General features: G+C 44.9%; 14 protein-coding genes, 3 tRNA genes and 1 riboswitch. Of the genes, 5 read left to right on the top strand and 12 right to left on the bottom strand.

The annotated features are described in order from the left end of the window. Window positions 1–4: 4 nt before the first annotated feature. The gene (locus SCB77_RS20200; RefSeq protein WP_320183809.1) at window positions 5–1510 is read left to right on the top strand and encodes a RagB/SusD family nutrient uptake outer membrane protein; all 1506 of its coding nucleotides are present in this window, start codon (window positions 5–7) and stop codon (window positions 1508–1510) included. An 83-nt stretch (window positions 1511–1593) separates the two neighbouring features. Here the strand turns inward: SCB77_RS20200 and SCB77_RS20205 are convergent, their stop codons facing one another. Together SCB77_RS20205 and SCB77_RS20210 are read right to left on the bottom strand one after the other, a co-directional pair. Beyond that, window positions 1594–1833 carry a hypothetical protein gene (locus SCB77_RS20205; RefSeq protein ID WP_320183810.1) on the bottom strand — a complete coding sequence of 80 codons (240 nt, stop codon included), beginning with the start codon at window positions 1831–1833 and terminating at the stop codon, window positions 1594–1596. Window positions 1834–1947: 114 nt separating this feature from the next. Then, window positions 1948–2286, bottom strand: coding sequence for a hypothetical protein (locus tag SCB77_RS20210; RefSeq protein WP_320183811.1), 339 nt, complete (start codon window positions 2284–2286; stop codon window positions 1948–1950). A gap of 113 nt (window positions 2287–2399) precedes the next feature. On the opposite strand from SCB77_RS20210, the gene SCB77_RS20215 reads away from it, so the two are divergent. From SCB77_RS20215 to SCB77_RS20225, 3 genes are all read left to right on the top strand, one after another. Continuing rightward, a complete protein-coding gene (locus SCB77_RS20215) occupies window positions 2400–4436 on the top strand; it encodes a sensor histidine kinase (protein ID WP_320183812.1) in 2037 nt (678 codons plus the stop codon). Window positions 4437–4474: 38 nt separating this feature from the next. Beyond that, window positions 4475–5182: a DNA alkylation repair protein gene (locus SCB77_RS20220; RefSeq protein WP_320183813.1), complete on the top strand. Its 708-nt coding sequence runs from the start codon at window positions 4475–4477 to the stop codon at window positions 5180–5182. A gap of 119 nt (window positions 5183–5301) precedes the next feature. Continuing rightward, on the top strand, window positions 5302–5655 hold the full coding sequence (locus SCB77_RS20225) for a DUF2200 domain-containing protein (protein WP_320183814.1): 354 nt from the start codon (window positions 5302–5304) through the stop codon (window positions 5653–5655). Window positions 5656–5661: 6 nt separating this feature from the next. On the opposite strand, the gene SCB77_RS20230 is transcribed toward SCB77_RS20225, so the two are convergent. The 10 genes from SCB77_RS20230 to SCB77_RS20275 all read right to left on the bottom strand — a co-directional run bounded on the left by SCB77_RS20230 (window position 5662) and on the right by SCB77_RS20275 (window position 16605). Continuing rightward, complete coding sequence (locus SCB77_RS20230; RefSeq protein WP_320183815.1) at window positions 5662–6939, bottom strand: hypothetical protein; 1278 nt, start codon at window positions 6937–6939, stop codon at window positions 5662–5664. A gap of 11 nt (window positions 6940–6950) precedes the next feature. Further along, window positions 6951–9023, bottom strand: a complete 2073-nt coding sequence (locus SCB77_RS20235) for a hypothetical protein (protein ID WP_320183816.1) — start codon at window positions 9021–9023, stop codon at window positions 6951–6953. A gap of 5 nt (window positions 9024–9028) precedes the next feature. Further along, the gene (locus SCB77_RS20240) at window positions 9029–9718 is read right to left on the bottom strand and encodes a hypothetical protein (protein WP_320183817.1); all 690 of its coding nucleotides are present in this window, start codon (window positions 9716–9718) and stop codon (window positions 9029–9031) included. Window positions 9719–9930: 212 nt separating this feature from the next. After that, the gene (locus SCB77_RS20245) at window positions 9931–10566 is read right to left on the bottom strand and encodes a response regulator transcription factor (protein WP_320183818.1); all 636 of its coding nucleotides are present in this window, start codon (window positions 10564–10566) and stop codon (window positions 9931–9933) included. A gap of 321 nt (window positions 10567–10887) precedes the next feature. Continuing rightward, window positions 10888–12906, bottom strand: a complete 2019-nt coding sequence (locus tag SCB77_RS20250; RefSeq protein ID WP_320183819.1) for a BCCT family transporter — start codon at window positions 12904–12906, stop codon at window positions 10888–10890. Between the two features lie 355 nt (window positions 12907–13261). After that, window positions 13262–14443, bottom strand: a complete 1182-nt coding sequence (locus SCB77_RS20255) for a homoserine dehydrogenase (RefSeq protein ID WP_320183820.1) — start codon at window positions 14441–14443, stop codon at window positions 13262–13264. Window positions 14444–14490: 47 nt separating this feature from the next. Continuing rightward, window positions 14491–15798: an O-acetylhomoserine aminocarboxypropyltransferase/cysteine synthase family protein gene (locus SCB77_RS20260; RefSeq protein WP_320183821.1), complete on the bottom strand. Its 1308-nt coding sequence runs from the start codon at window positions 15796–15798 to the stop codon at window positions 14491–14493. A 231-nt stretch (window positions 15799–16029) separates the two neighbouring features. Beyond that, window positions 16030–16143, bottom strand: a riboswitch (SAM riboswitch). Between the two features lie 161 nt (window positions 16144–16304). Next, a tRNA-Phe gene (locus tag SCB77_RS20265) sits at window positions 16305–16377 on the bottom strand. A 41-nt stretch (window positions 16378–16418) separates the two neighbouring features. Further along, window positions 16419–16491, bottom strand: a tRNA-Phe gene (locus SCB77_RS20270). Between the two features lie 41 nt (window positions 16492–16532). Then, window positions 16533–16605: transfer RNA gene (locus SCB77_RS20275), tRNA-Phe, on the bottom strand. A gap of 183 nt (window positions 16606–16788) precedes the next feature. Between SCB77_RS20275 and mnmA the strand changes: the two genes are divergently transcribed. Then, a complete protein-coding gene (mnmA, locus tag SCB77_RS20280) occupies window positions 16789–17880 on the top strand; it encodes a tRNA 2-thiouridine(34) synthase MnmA (protein ID WP_320183822.1) in 1092 nt (363 codons plus the stop codon). Window positions 17881–17942: the final 62 nt, after the last annotated feature.

The following is a 17942-nucleotide window of genomic DNA, read 5'->3' on the forward strand; positions in this document are numbered from 1 at the left end:
GATCATGAACTTGAAATTTCGATCTATATTGGCTTTCCTACCTTTGCTATGCGCATCGTGTAGTGATAGTTTTTTTGATGCGGCTCCGGCCACGCAAATTACCACTCCTGAGGTCTTCAATTCTGAAGATAATATCAATGCTTTTGTAAATGGCGCTATCCGCTACCTGTTAGAAAACAGTACTTCACAGGACAATCCGGGGCTGCCCACCATTTTCCTTACTCACGAGGTGATGGGCGAAGACGCCTTTGCGCGCGACGGACGTTATGGCTTTCGCGATTCGTATCCTTTTCGTGACCCTTTCGACAATACTACACGCAGGGCGCTGTTTTTTTGGACCTTGCAGTACACATCGATAGACCATGCCAACAACATCATTGCCAACCTACCCCTTGACGAAAATAGTAAGGAAACGCTGAAGCATCTTAAGGGACAGGCCTATGCGCTTCGAGGACACAATTACCTGAACTTGGTGCGTCAATATCAATTTACTTATGTAAAAGACCCCAATGCGAAGGCGGTGCCCATTTATACGGAGCCGACCACGCCTGATACCGATCCCAAGCCATTGTCTACTGTAAAGGAGGTGTATGATTTGGTGATTAGTGATTTAAAGGAAGCGGAGCGGCTATTAGTGGGCTATCAGCGTAGCGTGAAAAATCGACCTGATTTACATGTCGTCTACGGTCTGCTCGCACGTACCTACTTGACGATGGAGAACTGGGAGCAAGCAAGGGATTATGCGATAAAAGCACGAGCGGGATACGCCATCATGTCTGCCGATCAGTATAAAGAAGGCTTTAACGATGTGAGCAACAGCGAATGGATTTGGGGCCATCCGCAAACGGCTACACAAAATAAGGGCGGAGCATCCTATCTCGCCTACATTGAAACAACACCCTACACGACGGATGCACGTGGTACGAACTTATATTTCGGTTACAACAGTATTATGCCGGATCCAAATTTCATCGCTCTATTTGAAGCGGGCGATGTGCGAAAGTCGCTATTCGATATCGCTAATCAACCTGCAGAGGCGATTTACCGTTCCTACCGGTACAGGAAATTCCGCAACAAACATCCGAATCGCGATGGGCATATTGTACTGATGCGTTCGTCCGAGCAATTGCTGATCGAAGCGGAGAGTAAGGCGCGTTTGGATAACTTGACAGGAGCAGTGGAAGTACTGAACGAATTACGGCAAAAACGTAATTTGCCACTACTTGGCGTGTCTGGCTTTTCAAAGGCTGCATTGATCGATGAGATTCTTTTGGAACGTAGGAAAGAATTATGGGGAGAAGGATTTCGGCTCTATGATATCTTGAGGCTGCAAACCGCGCCGCAGCGTCGTGAAAGTAGCGAGACATTTGTTGATGCGGCAGGCAACAGGGTGGGCATTCTAGGACATTGGATCACCAAATTTCCTGACGGAAGCAATTTCGTACCCAACAGTAAATATTACCTGTTTCCTATTCCGCTGAATGAACTAAATAACAACCCCAACTTATAGAGCCCGCGTAAAGAAAGGAACGCTTTAAACAAAAATCCCAAGGTTTATCTTCTTGGGATTTTTGCTTTGAGATAAACGTCGGATCAAGGTGTCACATCAGGACTTTTCAACTTGGCAAGCTTGCCAAACTTAGTAAGCTTCACGTAGGCGAGCGGGTCATCTTCCGCCATGCTTTCGGGCAGGTGTATAACGCCTTTTCTATGCAGGGAGTTGATGCTCTCTTCCAGATCCGAGCGGCCAGATAAAGCCGCTATAGTAAGGGCTGCCGTCCGTTTTGGATTTTGCAGCAGCGTTACGATGGTAATTTCTGTATCTGTTAGCATGACTCATCAAATTAAGGTTAAACAAAAATATAATCTCTGTTCATTACTTGTATTTCGCCTTGTAGAGCGCATGCTACATTTATGAAAATACTGCGTAGAATACTACCTTAATTCCTATAATTCGTCTTTTCCCATTCTGCGATCGACCACGATTGTCTGTCCTTGTGGTATGTGCTGCTCGATAGCCGCTTCTTTTTCAAGATCCTCGTCATCGATGTCCAGCTCCTCGTTTTCTTCCCATTCATCCAGATCCGGATTCTCACGCTCGAGTGGATCTACATCGGGTTGTACGGGCGGAAGATTTTCAATTTCTTCGCCCTCTTTAGGGAACTTGTCCAGCTCGTTGGGTTTTTCTGGATCATTCGCTTTTGTTTTCGATGACTCGTCGTGTGCTCCTTGGCCCGTCATCATTAACGCGATGATGGCGGGATGATGTATGTTTGTTCTTCTCATGTTTTATGTTTTTATATAGAACTCTCTAGCGTGCATTTGGTTCATTTTCGGGAGGTACGAAGTGCTTTTGCTATTCGACAGTATTTCTTCTTAAAAATTGCTAATTTAGGGCTATGAGTTATATCGGCAATCCGTTGTTTCAAGCGCTATTTCAAGGAGATATCCCGCGTTTAATCGTAGGTGAAAATACGACAGATTGTATAGTAGTGGATTACAATAGCGCTTACGAATTGTTGTTTCAGCTGGATGCATCTATCGACTACCGCGGTAGCGATTGTTGGCTGCTGTTTGGGCATGACAATAGGAGTGAATCTAGGGAATCAGCACTTACGGCAGCGCTGCAACAAGCAAGTAATTTAGGGAAATCTGTATGTATCAAGGTAGGAGATGCTGGCTTTGTGATGCAGAACGATAGGCGGCTTTTGCAACCGGAGGACGAGTTGGAGATTTTGCCAGTTTATAGCGATGGGAATATCCCTGCTTATTTTATTCTTTCTTGGATAGGCTCGGATACGTATTTGGCTACCAAACAGCTTCTTAATAAGGAAGAGCTTGCTGCAAATATGGAACAGCAACATCGCTTAGCAGATAGTTTGGCGAAGGAACAGGCATTGGTGGAAGAAATGACGGCACTGAACGACGAGCTTAGCGCAACCGTAGAAGAGCTCTCGGCCACGAATGAGGAGCTGCTGGCGTCGCAGCATAGTTTGAACAGTAAGCACGAAGAGCTGTTGGCTAGCGAGGAGCGCTTCCGCCTGCTGATTAGGCAGGCACCGGTCGGGATTTGTGTCATTCGGTCTTCCGATCTGAAGATTGTTGAGGTCAACGATGGCTACTTGACGCTAGTGGGCAAGAAAAGAGAAAATCTAGCCTACAAAATGGTATGGGATGCCATTCCTGAGGCTGCATCCTTTTACGGGCCGATTATGGACGAAGTGATTCGCTCGGGAATGCCTTTTGTGGCGACTGAACACGAACTGCTGCTGATCCGTTTCGATCAGCCGGAGACGGTGTGGGTGGATTTTGTGTATGAGCCGGTGATTGCTGATAACGGAATGGTGAATGCCGTGTTGGTGCTAGCGATAGATGTGACGGAGAAAGTGAAGTCTAGGAAAGCCATTGAGGAGGCAGGAGAGCGCACTCGTTTGGCGGTAGAATCGGCAGAGATTGGCACTTTTGAATATAACTATGATACGGATAAAGTGCTCACTTCTGCACGGTTTGATGATATATTTGACGTTGCACGTCCGGATTCAAGAGCGCAGCTGCTAGGCAATTTTCATCCGGATGATGTACACCTGAGTGCAGAGGCACACGCCGTAGCAGCGCGGGATGGCAAGATGATGTATGAGGCAAGGATTTTGCGTCGTGACCAATCCGTGCATTGGATTCGTGTACATGCAAAGGTATTTTACCATCGTGACGGGACCGCGCACAAATTGCTTGGGACGGTACTTGATGTCACCACGCATAAACAATTGCAGCATCAGAAGGATGATTTTATCTCCATTGCGAGCCACGAGTTAAAGACGCCCATCACTTCGTTGAAGGCCTCCCTACAGTTTTTAATGCGTATACAGGATCGGAAGGATGTCGATCTTTCGGGAAAGCTGCTGCAACAGGCCAATCGTAGTATGGAGCGAATCAGCAAGCTGATTGATGATCTGCTTAATGTAAGCACCGTGAATAGTGAACTTCAGTTGAACAAGAAGCGATTTGTGTTGAACGATTTGTTTACGGATATCTGTGCAAATATGCCGGCCTTAGATCGTTACAACCTGTTGATCGAAGGGGATAGCAATGTATCGGTTTATGCAGATGAACACCGTATAGAGCAGGTTTTGGTTAACCTCTTGAATAATGCGTTGAAGTATGCTCCCAGTTCGCAGGAGATAGGCTTTAAAGTAGAAATTCAAAATCAATTTGTACGTGTCTCCTTGCGTGACCAAGGGCCAGGCATTCCTGTCGAGAAACAGCATAATATATTCAAGCGTTATGTGCGTGCCGATGATTCCGGGATAAAGGTATCGGGCCTTGGTTTAGGACTATACATCAGCGCAGATATCATTCATAGGCATCAGGGAGAAATAGGGGTGGAAAGTATACCTGGCGAGGGTGCTACATTTTGGTTTACTTTACCGGCTTTGTAGGTAAAGTAGAAGAACATTAAAAAGAGCGGTAAAGGACTATGAACCATGCATTGATAGCGGTACGACAAGCATTGACAGGTTTGGCAAATGAAGAGGGGCAGAAGGCCGTGCAGCGATACCATAAAGACGATATAAAGACTTTGGGCATTAGTGTTCCTAAATTGCGGGAGTTATCCAAAAGTTGGATCAAAACTATGAAACCCTTGGGAAAGCAGTCTTGCTTTGCAACTTGCGACGAACTGTGGCGCACCGGCTGGATAGAGGAGGCCTTTTTGGCGTCGGAGCTGGTCTACGCTTTCCGGAAGGAATTTGAGAGAGAAGATTTAGCGCGTTTTTACATATGGATAGCGCAGCATGTGTCCAATTGGGCAACATGTGACAACTTTTGTAACAATACGGTGGGTAGTTTTTTAATGAAGTATCCCGAATTGCTTTCGACGATGCAGCATTGGGCTGTGCAGGATAACCGTTGGTTGCAGCGGGCGGCGGCGGTTTCGCTGATCGTGCCGGCACGCAAAGGATTGTTTATGGATGTTGGACTTGCTATCGCGGACACGCTATTGCTGCGGGATGATGATTTGGTGCAAAAGGGCTATGGCTGGTTGCTCAAAGTGTATAGTAAAGTGCGTCTGGATGCGGTATATGCTTTTGTGAAAGCACGTCAGCATGCGATGCCTCGCACAGCGCTTCGGTATGCAATAGAGCATTTTCCTACAACGTTGCGGCAGGAGCTGATGCAAAAATAGCTGTTTCCGAATAAAATAACAGTCTAGCATTCCAGGCGTATCGTTGGAGAAGTATAGGCTTCGATAAAAAATAGGCATGCTACCTCTTTTTGGTAAATTGTCCTCAAAAATAGCAAACTATGAAAAATGTAGAAAGGGTATATAAAATGTCATTCGCTGGCGTTTATCCGCTTTATATCCAAAAGGCGGAGAGAAAAGGGAGAAGTAAGGAAGAGGTCGATCAAATTATTTTTTGGCTTACGGGCTACGATGCGGCAGCCTTGGAAAAGATCTTGGAACAGAAAACGGATTTTGAGCATTTTTTTAAGGAAGCACCCTTGTTAAACCCCAACGTTTCTAAAATCACGGGCGTTATCTGCGGGTACCGGGTGGAAGATATTGAAGAGCCACTGATGCAAAAAGTGCGTTACCTTGACAAGCTTATTGATGAGTTGGCGAAAGGGAAAGCAATGGAAAAAATTCTCCGGGCATAAAAATGATTAATGTAGGATCGGCTTGTAGCGTAACTCTCCTTTAATCTCCATTATTTTTTCGTCCTTTGTAGTAATCTTGATGTTGGCCTTTAAAGCTTGTTGTTGCAGGCTTTTGAAGGGCTGGATAAGCCACGTACTTGGCCAATAGTTAAAATCCATAACGAGACCTAGCAGCGCGTCCTTTTTCGCAAATTTGATATCCTTATGCGGATTGGCATCTGTAGATAGGAAAATATGCCGTCCGTTTACTTCCTTTTTGAATTTATAAAACATCTTGTCGGGTAGCTGTTGCGCGAACGTGCTGTCGCCCTGCCACACACTCTCTATCATCGGAACCTGTATTTCCTGTATAGCACTTGTCTCTACGCTGTTGAAGTCCTCATCATAATCGTAGGTGATGATGGTATCTTGCTGGGAAACTGTTTGCTGCCGTACAAGTAAATCCATGTAACGAAGTTGACTAGAGGTTTTGTCTCCTCCTGTCGCAGTATTCGAAAAATTCGATAAGGCTTCCGTTAGGAGGGGTACGCTGGATATCGGGAGCTGGCTCCAAAAAAGTAGGGCGATGTCGTTCGCGTTGAAGGCTCTTGCCTCATATTGGCCTTTGGGCAATGCTCTGTCTAACTGCCATGAGCCCTGAATCTCCGTTTTGTCATTATGTATGTGAGCCTGTATGGATAACTTACTATCTAACGTCCAGTAGCTTAAGTGGTCTTGTTTAGGAAGCTTTTTCACCGCGTTAAGTTGGCGAATTTGTAACCAGTTATCTTCTTGCTGTAGCACTTCGGCTGTAAAGGATGGGCTGCTGCTATCTCTTAGTGCAAGGCGAAAAAGTATTTTATCTCCCGATTGGAGTAACGCTATATTTTTTGATAAGTGAATCGCCGTACCATCTGCGGAAGTTTCCGTTTCGAGCTTATACTTTTGTAGGAATGTATCCCATTGCGCTTGATCATTGATCTTCTGTACACTATAATAGCTATGCGAATCTTCGGGTAAACTGTAAAGATAGATGCGGGCAGGGATGTCTATGCCGGCATTCCAAATATCCTGCAGCAGGGTTTTCGTCAGGCTGTCGTTGGATGAACCTTGCTTGGAACGAGCGGACATAAGGGAGCCGAGGTTGTCGATAAGAAGATCGTCCACGGCCAAAGCCAGTATCGCTGCACTGTTTCGATGTACATACTGTTGCTCCGCCTTGGAAGCTCTAATATAGTAAAGTATCATTGCCGCAACACAGGTTACGACAAGGATACTTACTACGATTCCAATTGCTTTTTTCATCGGTTGGCGGCCTACTTGCTATCGATATTTACTAGTATCTGCTGTAGGAGATACTGAAGTGCATTGTTTTCCTTCTGCGGAAATGCGATGGAGAACTCGCCGCCGATGCGGTTTTTCTTTAAACCATTTGCCGTGATGCTGATATCGCCAAATTCGGAAAGGCTCTTCACTGTTTTGTGCCAACTGCCAACAATAGGCACGCCCAATTTGTTGATGACATCGGGTATCTTCGCGGTGTGTACGGTAGCGGCCATGTTGTTTCCAAAAATTTGTTTTCTCACCGAGGCGTCTTTACTGGCTACAAAACGGTTTTCCTTGATGGATAGCAGTTGTGCTTCGTCATTGCCCACAAAAACGATGTCGTCTTTGAAAAAGATATAAACAGGCATGGATTTTTCATTCTCCGAAATCTTAAAAATACCATTCGTAAGGCTCGCCTTCTGCTCTTTCTCGGCAAAGGCCAACAGTCTAGTAAATATGCGCTGATCTTCCGAGGTGAACATCCACAGGAAATTGGGTATTTCCTCCTCTTTGGTTTTTGTTACCTGCGTATAGTTGTAGTCGTCGTCATACTCATAGTCCACGTATTCAGTGGTCACTTTCTTCAGGTCATTGATAAATACCACGTGGTCACCCTTCATGACTTTGCTAATGGCCTTCTCGTCCAAGGCGATCTGTAGCGCTATTCCACCTATGCTTACCAAGTCGCTGTAGGAAGAAACCAGCGGGCCATACCAACGTTCAAACAAGGTAGGGATACTATTTAAATAGGCTTCCGTATTGACGTTCAACGAAAGATAGCCGAGATGGTTTTCTGGTACATATTTCGCGAACTTACGGTTTGCTTTGTTCTTGTACATCTTGGCAAAGATTTGCTGCACATCTTTGTCTAAGCCGATAGATGTTTTTAGCTTTAGAACATTATTCTCTTGTACAAAGTCTAGGACGGCATCTTGATAGCCATAGTCTAGATTTCTCATGTTGAAGCCGAAGCTCATGCTTAGCACATCGTAAGGAAGTGCGCTGCGGTAAACATCGTCAAGATCCTTTACCCAAAGGTGCACGAGGGTATTGTTCTTGTCATACTCCAATATCTTCTTGTCTAGGCTAACTGCGTTCTGTGCCTGCAGCAAGGATTCGAAATCTCGGGATATCCAATTCAAGAAAGCGGTATTCCGAATAGAGTCGTTTTTGGTATGAACGGCCATTTCTGCCTGATAGGTTTCGTCAGAGTAGCTTTCTAATTCCACATCGTAATGTGTGGCATAAGCCGTGTCTACCTGCGTACTAGGTACAGCCCAATCGGCGGCATCGGATTGGACGGGTGGAGGAGGAGGGGGAACGGAGATGAACACAGGCGGTGGAGGGACAGAATCATATTCAAGCTCCATCTCTACCGCGACGGTGCTGTCGGCCTCGGCCATTACCCAGTCATCTTCTACGTCTGCTGCAACGGCAATTGCGCTATCGGCGGCGACGGCCCAATCGTCTGCATACATATCGTCTGCCGTAACAATCGTATCAACGGCATAAGGCGCATCATACCATGTATCAGCGGCGGCGGTAGGCGTTATGCCATACGCTGCTGCAATGCTATCGTTTTGGAAAAAGTGGCTCTTGTAGTCGCCCGTAAGGATGAATAAGCTGTTGTCGTTCCATGCAAGCTGCGTCTTCCCTTCTTTGGCGATGGTTTTACGGTATCCGCCGGGGGCGCTTTCAACCGAAAAATCGCTAAAAATATGCTGCTCGATCTGATGCCCTGCCTTTAGTGGGATTAGGATGCCCACGTAATAGGAGCTATCGGTATCCGTTTTATAGACGTAGGCATTGCGATCATAAGCAAGATCAAAATCTTCGATCTTGTTCATGTCTAATGCATGTTCGGCCTGTAATGCCTCGAATGCACCGAGCTTCGAAAGCACTTCATTGAGTTTTTCAAAAGAGCTGTGCTTGACGATGGCCTGGCTATTCACGACGGCAACAAGATCGGCCTGCGCTGGAATGCGCTGCACCAAGTCTTGCCCATAGACCAAGGTCGATGTTGACAGGGCAAGCAACCCTACCAGATAATTTTTTGGAGACATAGTAATTATTTTGTTAACGTGATGGTATTTGCTAAACTAATTGACCCGTTGATTAGCGCCGTTGCTGGCACTTTTAAGAACACTGCATTTCCGTTGCTGGATACTTTTGCTGACTTATTAGTCTGGGATTTGATGTTCTTTTCAAAGCGTATGATGTTCGTATAAAAGGCCTCGGCAAATAGCTTTTGATCCTCGTTAGGAATCTTGGCAAACTCTTTGGCGATGTCGGGCATATACTTGTAATTGCGCACAAAAGCAGGGGTAGATGCCTGATAAGCATAGCTGTTGTAGCTCGTTATCTTCGCTTTAAATTGCTTCGAAAGCGTGTTGCTAAATTCGTTGAGGGCTTGTACCGACTTAAAATTGCAGGAAAGCGTAGCGATGTAATTGTTGAAATCGAGGCTATACTGTACATTGCTGATGCCTGTTGTGGCCTTGAGGCTGCGTACAGCATTTTCCATCTCTTGCTTGACTGTCGCTTGCGATGGAATATTGATGCCATTCACGGTTTTTAATTTCATCAGTGAGGCTACTTTTGTCTTGCTTTTGCTGAGGTTCAAGGTCGCTTTTATGCTACCCGATCCATCCTGTTTCATGTCAATTTGTTCAACCAGATCGAAACAGCTGCTGAGCAAGCAGGATCCAACGATAATAAATAATGCGTTAAACAGTCGTTTCAATAAATTCATCTTCATATGGCGTCAATAGTTTGCTTGATGTTTATGATTAATCAAGAATTTTAGCAAAAATAATACGGTGATATTCCTTTTATTTGATGGCCAATAATTCTCGTATCTTTAGCAAAAAGAGCGCCAACGTCTGCGTTCAGCAGTATTTTTTTTCTAGAATTATGCAGAAATTCCATAGAGCCATTTTTTTGTGTAAAACAATCTATCTTGAACTTATATCAGTTGTGATGTCTTATAAGTCCGTATTCAATGGCTAGTTTGATAGCCGAGCTGAGATTCGATGCTTTGAATTTTTCGATCACATTTTTTCGATGGCTTTCCACAGTGTGCGGACTGATGAACAGCTTCTCCGCAATCTGTATGGTTGTTAACCCTGTGGCGGCCTCTGCTAGGATTTCCTTCTCGCGACGCGTTAGTTTGGGCACTCTTTTTAGTCCATCCAAATCTTTCTGTTCAATGACTTTACGCGACTGCGCACACAGGAACTTCTTGCCTTCCAAAACCTGTTCTATGCCTGCGATGATTTCTTCTGCCGAAGCATTTTTTTGGATATATCCACTGGCACCTTCCTGCATCACACCATTGATCACCGCATACTCGTTGTGTACGCTAAGCATGATGATGGGCATCTCGGGGAACAGCAGTAGAAGCTGCTCCAGCAGTTCCATACTGTTGGCGTCAGGTAAGTTAATGTCGAGCAGGAGGATCTCGGCAGGATGCTGCTGCAGTCCACTCATCATGCTAGCAGCATCAGCATATCCGCCTACCACCTCGAGGTAATCTTCTTTGGATAGTATATTCTTCAACCCTTCTAAGAGAAGGGGGTGATCATCTGTAATCGCAATTTTCGTCATAGTCGCGTGGCCTTGTATAAGGACGACTATCGTTGCCGGTTATCGCCCTATTTGAATAGCCTAAAGATAAGCATTGCCGAGACGATCTTATATCCCCGAAATCCACCATTTTAAATCCGTGGGCTTTTTGCGCTTTGTAAATGGAAGGCTGTGCAACAACAAAAAATCCTGAAGCGGGGAACTTCAGGATTTTACCAAACCAATTATTAACCTAAATTATGAAATTATGAATTCTTATTTTATACTACCAAAACGAAGAATTTATCTCGGTATTACGCCTGCTTGATGATTTTAACAGTTGTTAACATTTTGGAGGTTAGACTATTCAGGAAGCTCGCGTAAATTTTGTCCTAGAAAGAGCTCGTTCCTTTGCTCGGCAGATAGCGCCATAAATCGCTCGTAATGTTTCAGCACGTCACTGATCATTTCATTTTTTGTAAAATACTGTATGTCGTATCCGGCTCTGTTATCCCCGAAGTAAGTGTGTGGCACATATGTGTTTTTCTCGCTGATGTCTGGGGCATTATCTTCGTTACGCAGATAGTCGGAGACTGTCTTGGATTCGTTTCTTACGCCATAGATGAAGTCGGCCATGTTCTCGTGTTGAATTTTGATTTCCACATAATAGGGGGCTTGTTCAAGCGAACTTTCCACCTTGGCGATAATACCATGTTCTTCGAACGCTAGTTTCAGCTCTTCCAATGCGGGTTTAACAATCTTAAAGAGGTGTTGGTTGATGTCTTTTTTCTCGTGATAGGAAACGATACTTTCCAGTCGATCCTTCCAAAGAGCACCCGACCAGCTGTTGGTAGCATGCGATAAGGGCCTGTCATAATATTGGGCATCAATGAGCAATCCACGTATCAAACTGTAACAGAATAACAACATGATGATTGCGAAGGGCAGCGCGGTGATCAAGGTCATGGTTTGTAATGACTGTAAGCCCCCAGCGTTTAGCAGGATTAATGAAACGATGGCGAGCATGCCGCCCCAAAAACTCAATTGCCATTTTGGTGAATGTTCCGCATTATTGGAGGAGATATTGTTCATGACATAGATACCCGAATCTGCTGAAGTCACGAAGAAGATAAAGATGATGAATAGGGAAAAGATACTTACGATATCTGATAGCGGGAAGTATTCAAAAAACTTGAAGAGCAGCAGATCTGCTTGGTTGACCATGGCAGATATGTTTCCCTGTGCCTCATGCTGATCCAACCATATGGCGCTGTTGCCGAAAAAGGTCATCCATAGAAAATTGAAGAGTGTGGGGATCAGCAATACTGCTCCTATAAATTCACGTATGGTTCGGCCTTTTGAAATCTTAGCGATGAAAAGTCCGACGTATGGCGACCAAGATATCCACCAAGCCCAATACAATATGGTCCAGTTGAAGAACCATTCCTGCCGCTGCGGCTCGTAGGCGTGCGTATTAAACGTGAGACTAAAAAAAGCATTGATGTAATAGCCGATTCCTTCTGAAAGACTACCAAACAGGAAGGTAGTGGGGCCACATAGGAGTACAAAGAGCAATAGCAGAACTGCTGCTATGATATTAAGTTGACTAAGGTACTTGACGCCTTTCGTTACACCGGAGGTTGCAGACAAAATAGAAATCGCCATGATGACCAACACAATGATGACCTGATAGAAGAAGTTGACTTCAGGTAATAGGCCGATATGCACTAAGCCGGCACAGAGCTGCATCACGCCGAAGCCCAGCGTGGTCGTGATACCGAAGAAAGTGCTGCATAGGGCAAACATATCTACGATGTCGCCTGCGCGACCGTTGATCTTATCTTTAAGTATGGGGTAGAAGCAACTACGCAACGAAAGGGGAAGGCGGTACCTGTAGGTGAAGTAGGCTAGGCTTAGGCCCACGACACCATAAATGGCCCAGGCGTGTATGCCCCAATGGAAAAAGGTATACAATTGGGCATCTTTAGCGCGTTGCTGTACCGATAGATTGCCCAGCGAGGCATCCGCGTAATGTGAAATGGGTTCGGCCACGCTAAAATACATCAACCCTATGCCCATTCCAGCCGCAAATAGCATGGATACCCAAGAGAAAAATGAAAACTCGGGCTTGGCGTCGTTAGGGCCCAATTTGATATTCCCGTATTTGCTGATAAATAAAAAGAGTAGAAAGAATACAAAAAGGGTGACTACCAGTACATATAGCCAATTGAAATTTTGGAAGAGGCTATTTTTGACGATGGATAAATAGTGCTCCGTTTGGGATGGAAAGATAACAGAAAGAACCGAAGTGCCGACTATGAAGAGTAAGCTTGGTATAACGATACCCGGAAGAAATGTAGTTTTACTTTTTTTTAAGCGCATGTATTACATGTTTTGACAACCTTTGGCTGTAACAAACGACTAGTGCAGAGGTGATTTTCGATTTTTATTGAACTCAAAGATATGCAGCTTACCATCAACGTAGTGAACCGATGCCCATAGTTTAAAATCGAGTTGAGGAAAAATAAACGGTACCTTTTGCTAGTCTTGGTGAATAGAATTTTATACTGTATTTTGGTTGTTTTTCCTCTTAAAAGTCTGCGAATATAGCTTAAATAAGTTGTTTATGCAAATTTTGTTTCGTTACTTATGTGCCGGCCCCGATGTTGAAACAAAAAAAAGGCCAACGTACATGGGGTAGCTGACCTTTTTTTTGGAAATCTTAACCGATGATCTTTTACAGAACCTCGGCGATAAAATTCCCCGTTTGGTTGATTAAGTCTCTTTTTGCGATGATTTCTTTTAGGTTGATCTTTCCGATCACGTATTTGAAATCTTGGCCATAGAAACGCTCGCTAATGGATTCGAATTTTAAGCTATTTAGCACGTTATCGTCTGCATACCGTAAATAGACGGTCAGCTCGTAGTTGCTGCTGTATTGTATTTGACCTGCTTCGAGATGTTTTTTATATTCGTAGCGATAGCCATAGCGCAGGGCGGTAATGTCAGATAGGACGGCAGAACCGGTCGGGTGTCCGCCGGCACCTTTGCCATAGAAAAATTGTTCGTCGGCAAAGGCCGCTTTGACCAAGACGCCGTTGTTTTCGTTTTCTACGTTGTACAGAATGTTATCTGGGCGAACGAATTTCGGCAATACATACAGCACTACCTCGTCATTGTTTATCTCCTTGGCCAACGGCAACAGCTTAATCTTGAATCCCTTTTCCTTGGCAAAGCGAATATCTTGATCCGCTAACTTATCGATGCCCAAATTGAGGATGCTTTCCGGATCGACGTAAATGCCGTAAGCGTGGGAGGCCACAATGGCGAGCTTATACTTCGGATCGTAACCGCCAACATCAAGCGTAGGGTCTGTTTCTGCGAAGCCGAGGTCTTGTGCCTTTTTCAATGCAACATCATAGCTCTGCCCCTCATTGAATATCTTCGATAAAATGTAGTTGGATGAACCATTGAAGATCCCACTCACGGAATGCAACAGCTCGTTATCGTAGTATTCTTCCAAGTTACGGATAATAGGGATACTACCACAAACGGCTCCTTCGTAAAGCAGGGAGGTGCCATGTTGCTGTTGTATCTCTGCCAACTCTTCAAGATGCGAGGCAATCATTTTTTTATTGGCCGATACCACATTTTTTCCAGAGGTCAACGCTCTTTTGGTAAAGGTATAGGCCGCATCGGCATCGTCAATCAGCTCCACCACGGTGTTTATCTCTGGATCGGCCAATATGGCTTCAGGATCGGTGCTGAATAGTTCTGCAGGCAAGGTTCTTTTCTTATCCGCATTTTTTATAACGAATTTCTTAATTTCTAAATTTAACTTTTTTGTTTTTATAATATCATATAGACCCTGTCCCACGACACCGAAGCCAAACATGCCTATTATTAATTTCTCTCTCATCTTGTTTTGTTGTATCTACTTTATTTTAATATGCTTTAGGTTCTATTTTATTGAATTTTTTCAAACGCTGCCTGTAGATCGTCTTTGATATCGTCTACATGCTCGATGCCTACGGATAAACGGAGTTGGCCTGGATACACACCGGCGCTGCGCTGCTCCTCGTCTGATAGTTGCTGGTGCGTCGTTGCTGCAGGGTGAATGATAAGTGTCTTCGCATCGCCTACGTTGGCCAAGTGGCTGATCAGATCCAAAGCGTCGATAAATTCATTGGCTTTTTCTGCTCCACCTTTTATGGTAAACGAAAGCACCGATCCATAGCCATTCTTAAGGTACTTTTGGGCAGCCTCATGATAAGGATGATTCTTTAGTCCAGGATAACTTACCTTTTCAACCTGCGGATGTGCCTCTAGCCATTGCGCTATTTCATAGGCATTGTCCACATGGCGTTGCACGCGCAAAGAAAGGGTCTCCAATCCTTGTACTAAGAGAAAGGAGTTGAAAGGGGAGAGTGCAGGCCCGAAGTCGCGTAGGCCTTCCACCCGTGCACGGATGATAAATTGTATGTTTCCGAAAGGGCCGTTGGGGCCAAATACATCGGAAAATACCAAGCCGTGGTAGCCTTCGGAAGGTTCGGAAAACTGTTTGAACTTGCCGTTGCTCCAATTGTAATTTCCGCCATCGATAATTACGCCGCCAATACTAGTTCCATGTCCGCCGATCCATTTTGTGGCCGACTCGACAACAATGTGCGCCCCATGTTCCAAGGGTTTAAAAAGATAACCTCCAGCGCCAAATGTGTTGTCCACAATCAGGGGTAGATCATATTTTTTTGCCAAGGCAGATATTTTGTCGAAATCGGGAATGCTGTAGCTGGGATTACCGATAGTTTCTAGGTAAATAGCCTTGGTTTTGTCGTCGATTAGTTTTTCTATGTTTTCGGCTTCGCTATCCGCCGCAAAGCGTGCCTCGATGCCTAGGCGCTTGAAAGATACCTTAAATTGGTTGTAGGTGCCTCCATATAGATTGGCTCCTGCAACAAAATTTTCTCCACTCTCCAAGATGTTGGTCAGCGCGATAAACTGAGCAGCTTGTCCGGATGCCACAGCCAATGCGGCAACGCCGCCTTCCAATGCGGCAATGCGCTTTTCAAACGCGTCGGTGGTGGGGTTCATGATGCGCGTATAGATATTGCCAAACTCTTTTAACGCAAACAGATTGGCACCATGCTCAGCATTGTTGAATACATAGGACGATGTTTGGTAGATCGGCAAGGCGCGAGCGCCTGTTGTAGGGTCTACCTCCTGGCCAGCGTGAACCTGTAGGGTTTCGAATTTATGGGATTTATTTATTGACATAATATGCGGAATTAATGATTAAACAATGTTGTTATGCACACTTCGGGGAGAGAGGTGGTCGTTCGCAAAGATGAAATATCGACGGATGGGCATGTGCGTCGCCCATTGCCGTTTTTCAAGAACGACTAGCGCATTCGTGTGGCACAGCCAAAGCAACAAGAAATAGCGCTTAATGGATATACTACAGATGTAAATAATAAAATTGAATGTTGTGCTATCATTGTCTTATTTCATTTATATGCTCCAAGAAGATATTTCCTTGGACAGGAATTGGCACCTTTTCAACACCTGCTGAAGGTTGCCAGTGGGTCATCGAGCCAGTCTCTCGCCACTTCTTTATAAATCAAGACCTAGCCAATGGAAGGTGTTGATTAGTGTACCACAATTGAAGTACAGCAGCAAATATAGTCCTTTTTGCAGATAATGCAAATTATTTTTTTGAAAGATGGAAGTAGGATGGAAAAAGGCGTTAAAAGGAAAAGCCCCTTCGTAAGAAGAGGCTTTTGTGGTGCCAGCTGGATTCGAACCAGCGACACAAGGATTTTCAGTCCTTTGCTCTACCAACTGAGCTATGGCACCGTCAAGTTTTTATTTTGAATCTGTTACTTTCAGATTGTGGGTGGTGCCAGCTGGATTCGAACCAGCGACACAAGGATTTTCAGTCCTTTGCTCTACCAACTGAGCTATGGCACCGCTAAGTTTTTGTTTTAAATCTGTTACATTCAGATTGTGGGTGGTGCCAGCTGGATTCGAACCAGCGACACAAGGATTTTCAGTCCTTTGCTCTACCAACTGAGCTATGGCACCTTTTTGCAACGTATTTTTCTTCCATTGCGTTGCAAATCTAGGTTCTTTTTTTGAATTCTAAAACTTTTGCTGTAATTATTTTCGGGGCTCGAATCAACTGATTGATTTTGATTGAGATAAAATTACATCAAATAAACACTGTAGAAGGCTAAATAAGCTATCTTTGCACTTCACAAAATTATTATGAGTAAAAAAGGTAGAGTTTTGGTCGCAATGAGTGGTGGAGTTGACAGTTCCGTAGCGGCCGTCATGTTGCACGAGCAGGGCTATGACGTTATCGGTATTACGATGAAGACTTGGGATTATGCGTCTGCGGGAGGTTCGTCAAAAGAGACGGGCTGCTGTAGTTTGGATAGTATCAATGATGCTCGCGCACTCGCGGTGGGGTATGGCTTCCCTCATTATATTTTGGATATTCGTGACGAGTTTGGTGATTATGTGATCGACAACTTCGTTGATGAATACATCGCTGGTAGAACACCCAATCCCTGTGTCTTGTGCAATACGCATATTAAATGGTCGGCGCTTATGAAGCGTGCCGATAAATTGGATTGCGAGTTTATAGCCACTGGACATTACGCCAATATACGGATGCACGACAATGGCCGTTATGTGATTTCCAAAGGGCGGGATGAAAATAAGGACCAATCGTATGTATTGTGGGGCGTGTCGCAGGAAAACTTGGCACGGACGCAATTCCCATTAGGAAGTTTTACGAAGAAAGAGATACGCCAAATGGCCTTGGAAATGGGGCAGGCGGAGCTCGCGCAGAAATCGGAAAGTTATGAGATATGCTTTGTGCCCGATAATGACTATCGTGCCTTCCTGCGCCATAAAAGACCAACTTTGGACGAGGAAATCGGCCCTGGGAACTTTATTCTTTCTGATGGAACCGTGGTAGGTAAGCATATTGGCTACCCTTACTTTACGATAGGACAGCGTAAAGGCCTTGGAATTGCCTTGGGAAAACCGATGTTCGTTATCGAGATCCTTCCTGAAAGCAATTCGGTGGTACTTGGTGAGGAACACGAGTTGGAGAAATCACAGGCTTTTGTACGCGATATCAATTTGGTGAAGTATGCTTCGTTGGAGCAACCCTTGGAGGCGGTAACCAAAATACGGTACAAGGACGCTGGCGCGCAATCGCTGTTGACGCAACAAGGGAATATTATGCAAGTGGATTTTGCCCATCAGGTGAAAGGCATTGCACCTGGGCAGTCGGCAGTATTCTATGAGGGAAATGACCTGCTTGGTGGCGGCTTTTTGATGAAATAAAGTATGCTCCTCGATGGAGGATAAATCGAACATAAAAAGGGGATGCAAAATTTGCATCCCCT

It is taken from the genome of Sphingobacterium bambusae, assembly GCF_033955345.1.
GTDB classification, from domain to species: Bacteria; Bacteroidota; Bacteroidia; order Sphingobacteriales; family Sphingobacteriaceae; genus Sphingobacterium; species Sphingobacterium bambusae.

Excerpts from the sequence above, each read along its gene's own strand:
- SCB77_RS20255 (WP_320183820.1), bottom strand. The coding sequence starts at position 14,443 with ATGAGAGAGAAATTAATAATAGGCATGTTTGGCTTCGGTGTCGTGGGA.
- SCB77_RS20260 (WP_320183821.1), bottom strand. The coding sequence starts at position 15,798 with ATGTCAATAAATAAATCCCATAAATTCGAAACCCTACAGGTTCACGCT.
- SCB77_RS20200 (WP_320183809.1), top strand. The coding sequence starts at position 5 with ATGAACTTGAAATTTCGATCTATATTGGCTTTCCTACCTTTGCTATGC.
- SCB77_RS20235 (WP_320183816.1), bottom strand. The coding sequence starts at position 9,023 with ATGTCTCCAAAAAATTATCTGGTAGGGTTGCTTGCCCTGTCAACATCG.
- SCB77_RS20210 (WP_320183811.1), bottom strand. The coding sequence starts at position 2,286 with ATGAGAAGAACAAACATACATCATCCCGCCATCATCGCGTTAATGATG.
- SCB77_RS20205 (WP_320183810.1), bottom strand. The coding sequence starts at position 1,833 with ATGCTAACAGATACAGAAATTACCATCGTAACGCTGCTGCAAAATCCA.
- SCB77_RS20240 (WP_320183817.1), bottom strand. The coding sequence starts at position 9,718 with ATGAAGATGAATTTATTGAAACGACTGTTTAACGCATTATTTATTATC.
- SCB77_RS20220 (WP_320183813.1), top strand. The coding sequence starts at position 4,475 with ATGAACCATGCATTGATAGCGGTACGACAAGCATTGACAGGTTTGGCA.
- SCB77_RS20215 (WP_320183812.1), top strand. The coding sequence starts at position 2,400 with ATGAGTTATATCGGCAATCCGTTGTTTCAAGCGCTATTTCAAGGAGAT.
- mnmA (WP_320183822.1), top strand. The coding sequence starts at position 16,789 with ATGAGTAAAAAAGGTAGAGTTTTGGTCGCAATGAGTGGTGGAGTTGAC.
- SCB77_RS20225 (WP_320183814.1), top strand. The coding sequence starts at position 5,302 with ATGAAAAATGTAGAAAGGGTATATAAAATGTCATTCGCTGGCGTTTAT.
- SCB77_RS20245 (WP_320183818.1), bottom strand. The coding sequence starts at position 10,566 with ATGACGAAAATTGCGATTACAGATGATCACCCCCTTCTCTTAGAAGGG.
- SCB77_RS20250 (WP_320183819.1), bottom strand. The coding sequence starts at position 12,906 with ATGCGCTTAAAAAAAAGTAAAACTACATTTCTTCCGGGTATCGTTATA.
- SCB77_RS20230 (WP_320183815.1), bottom strand. The coding sequence starts at position 6,939 with ATGAAAAAAGCAATTGGAATCGTAGTAAGTATCCTTGTCGTAACCTGT.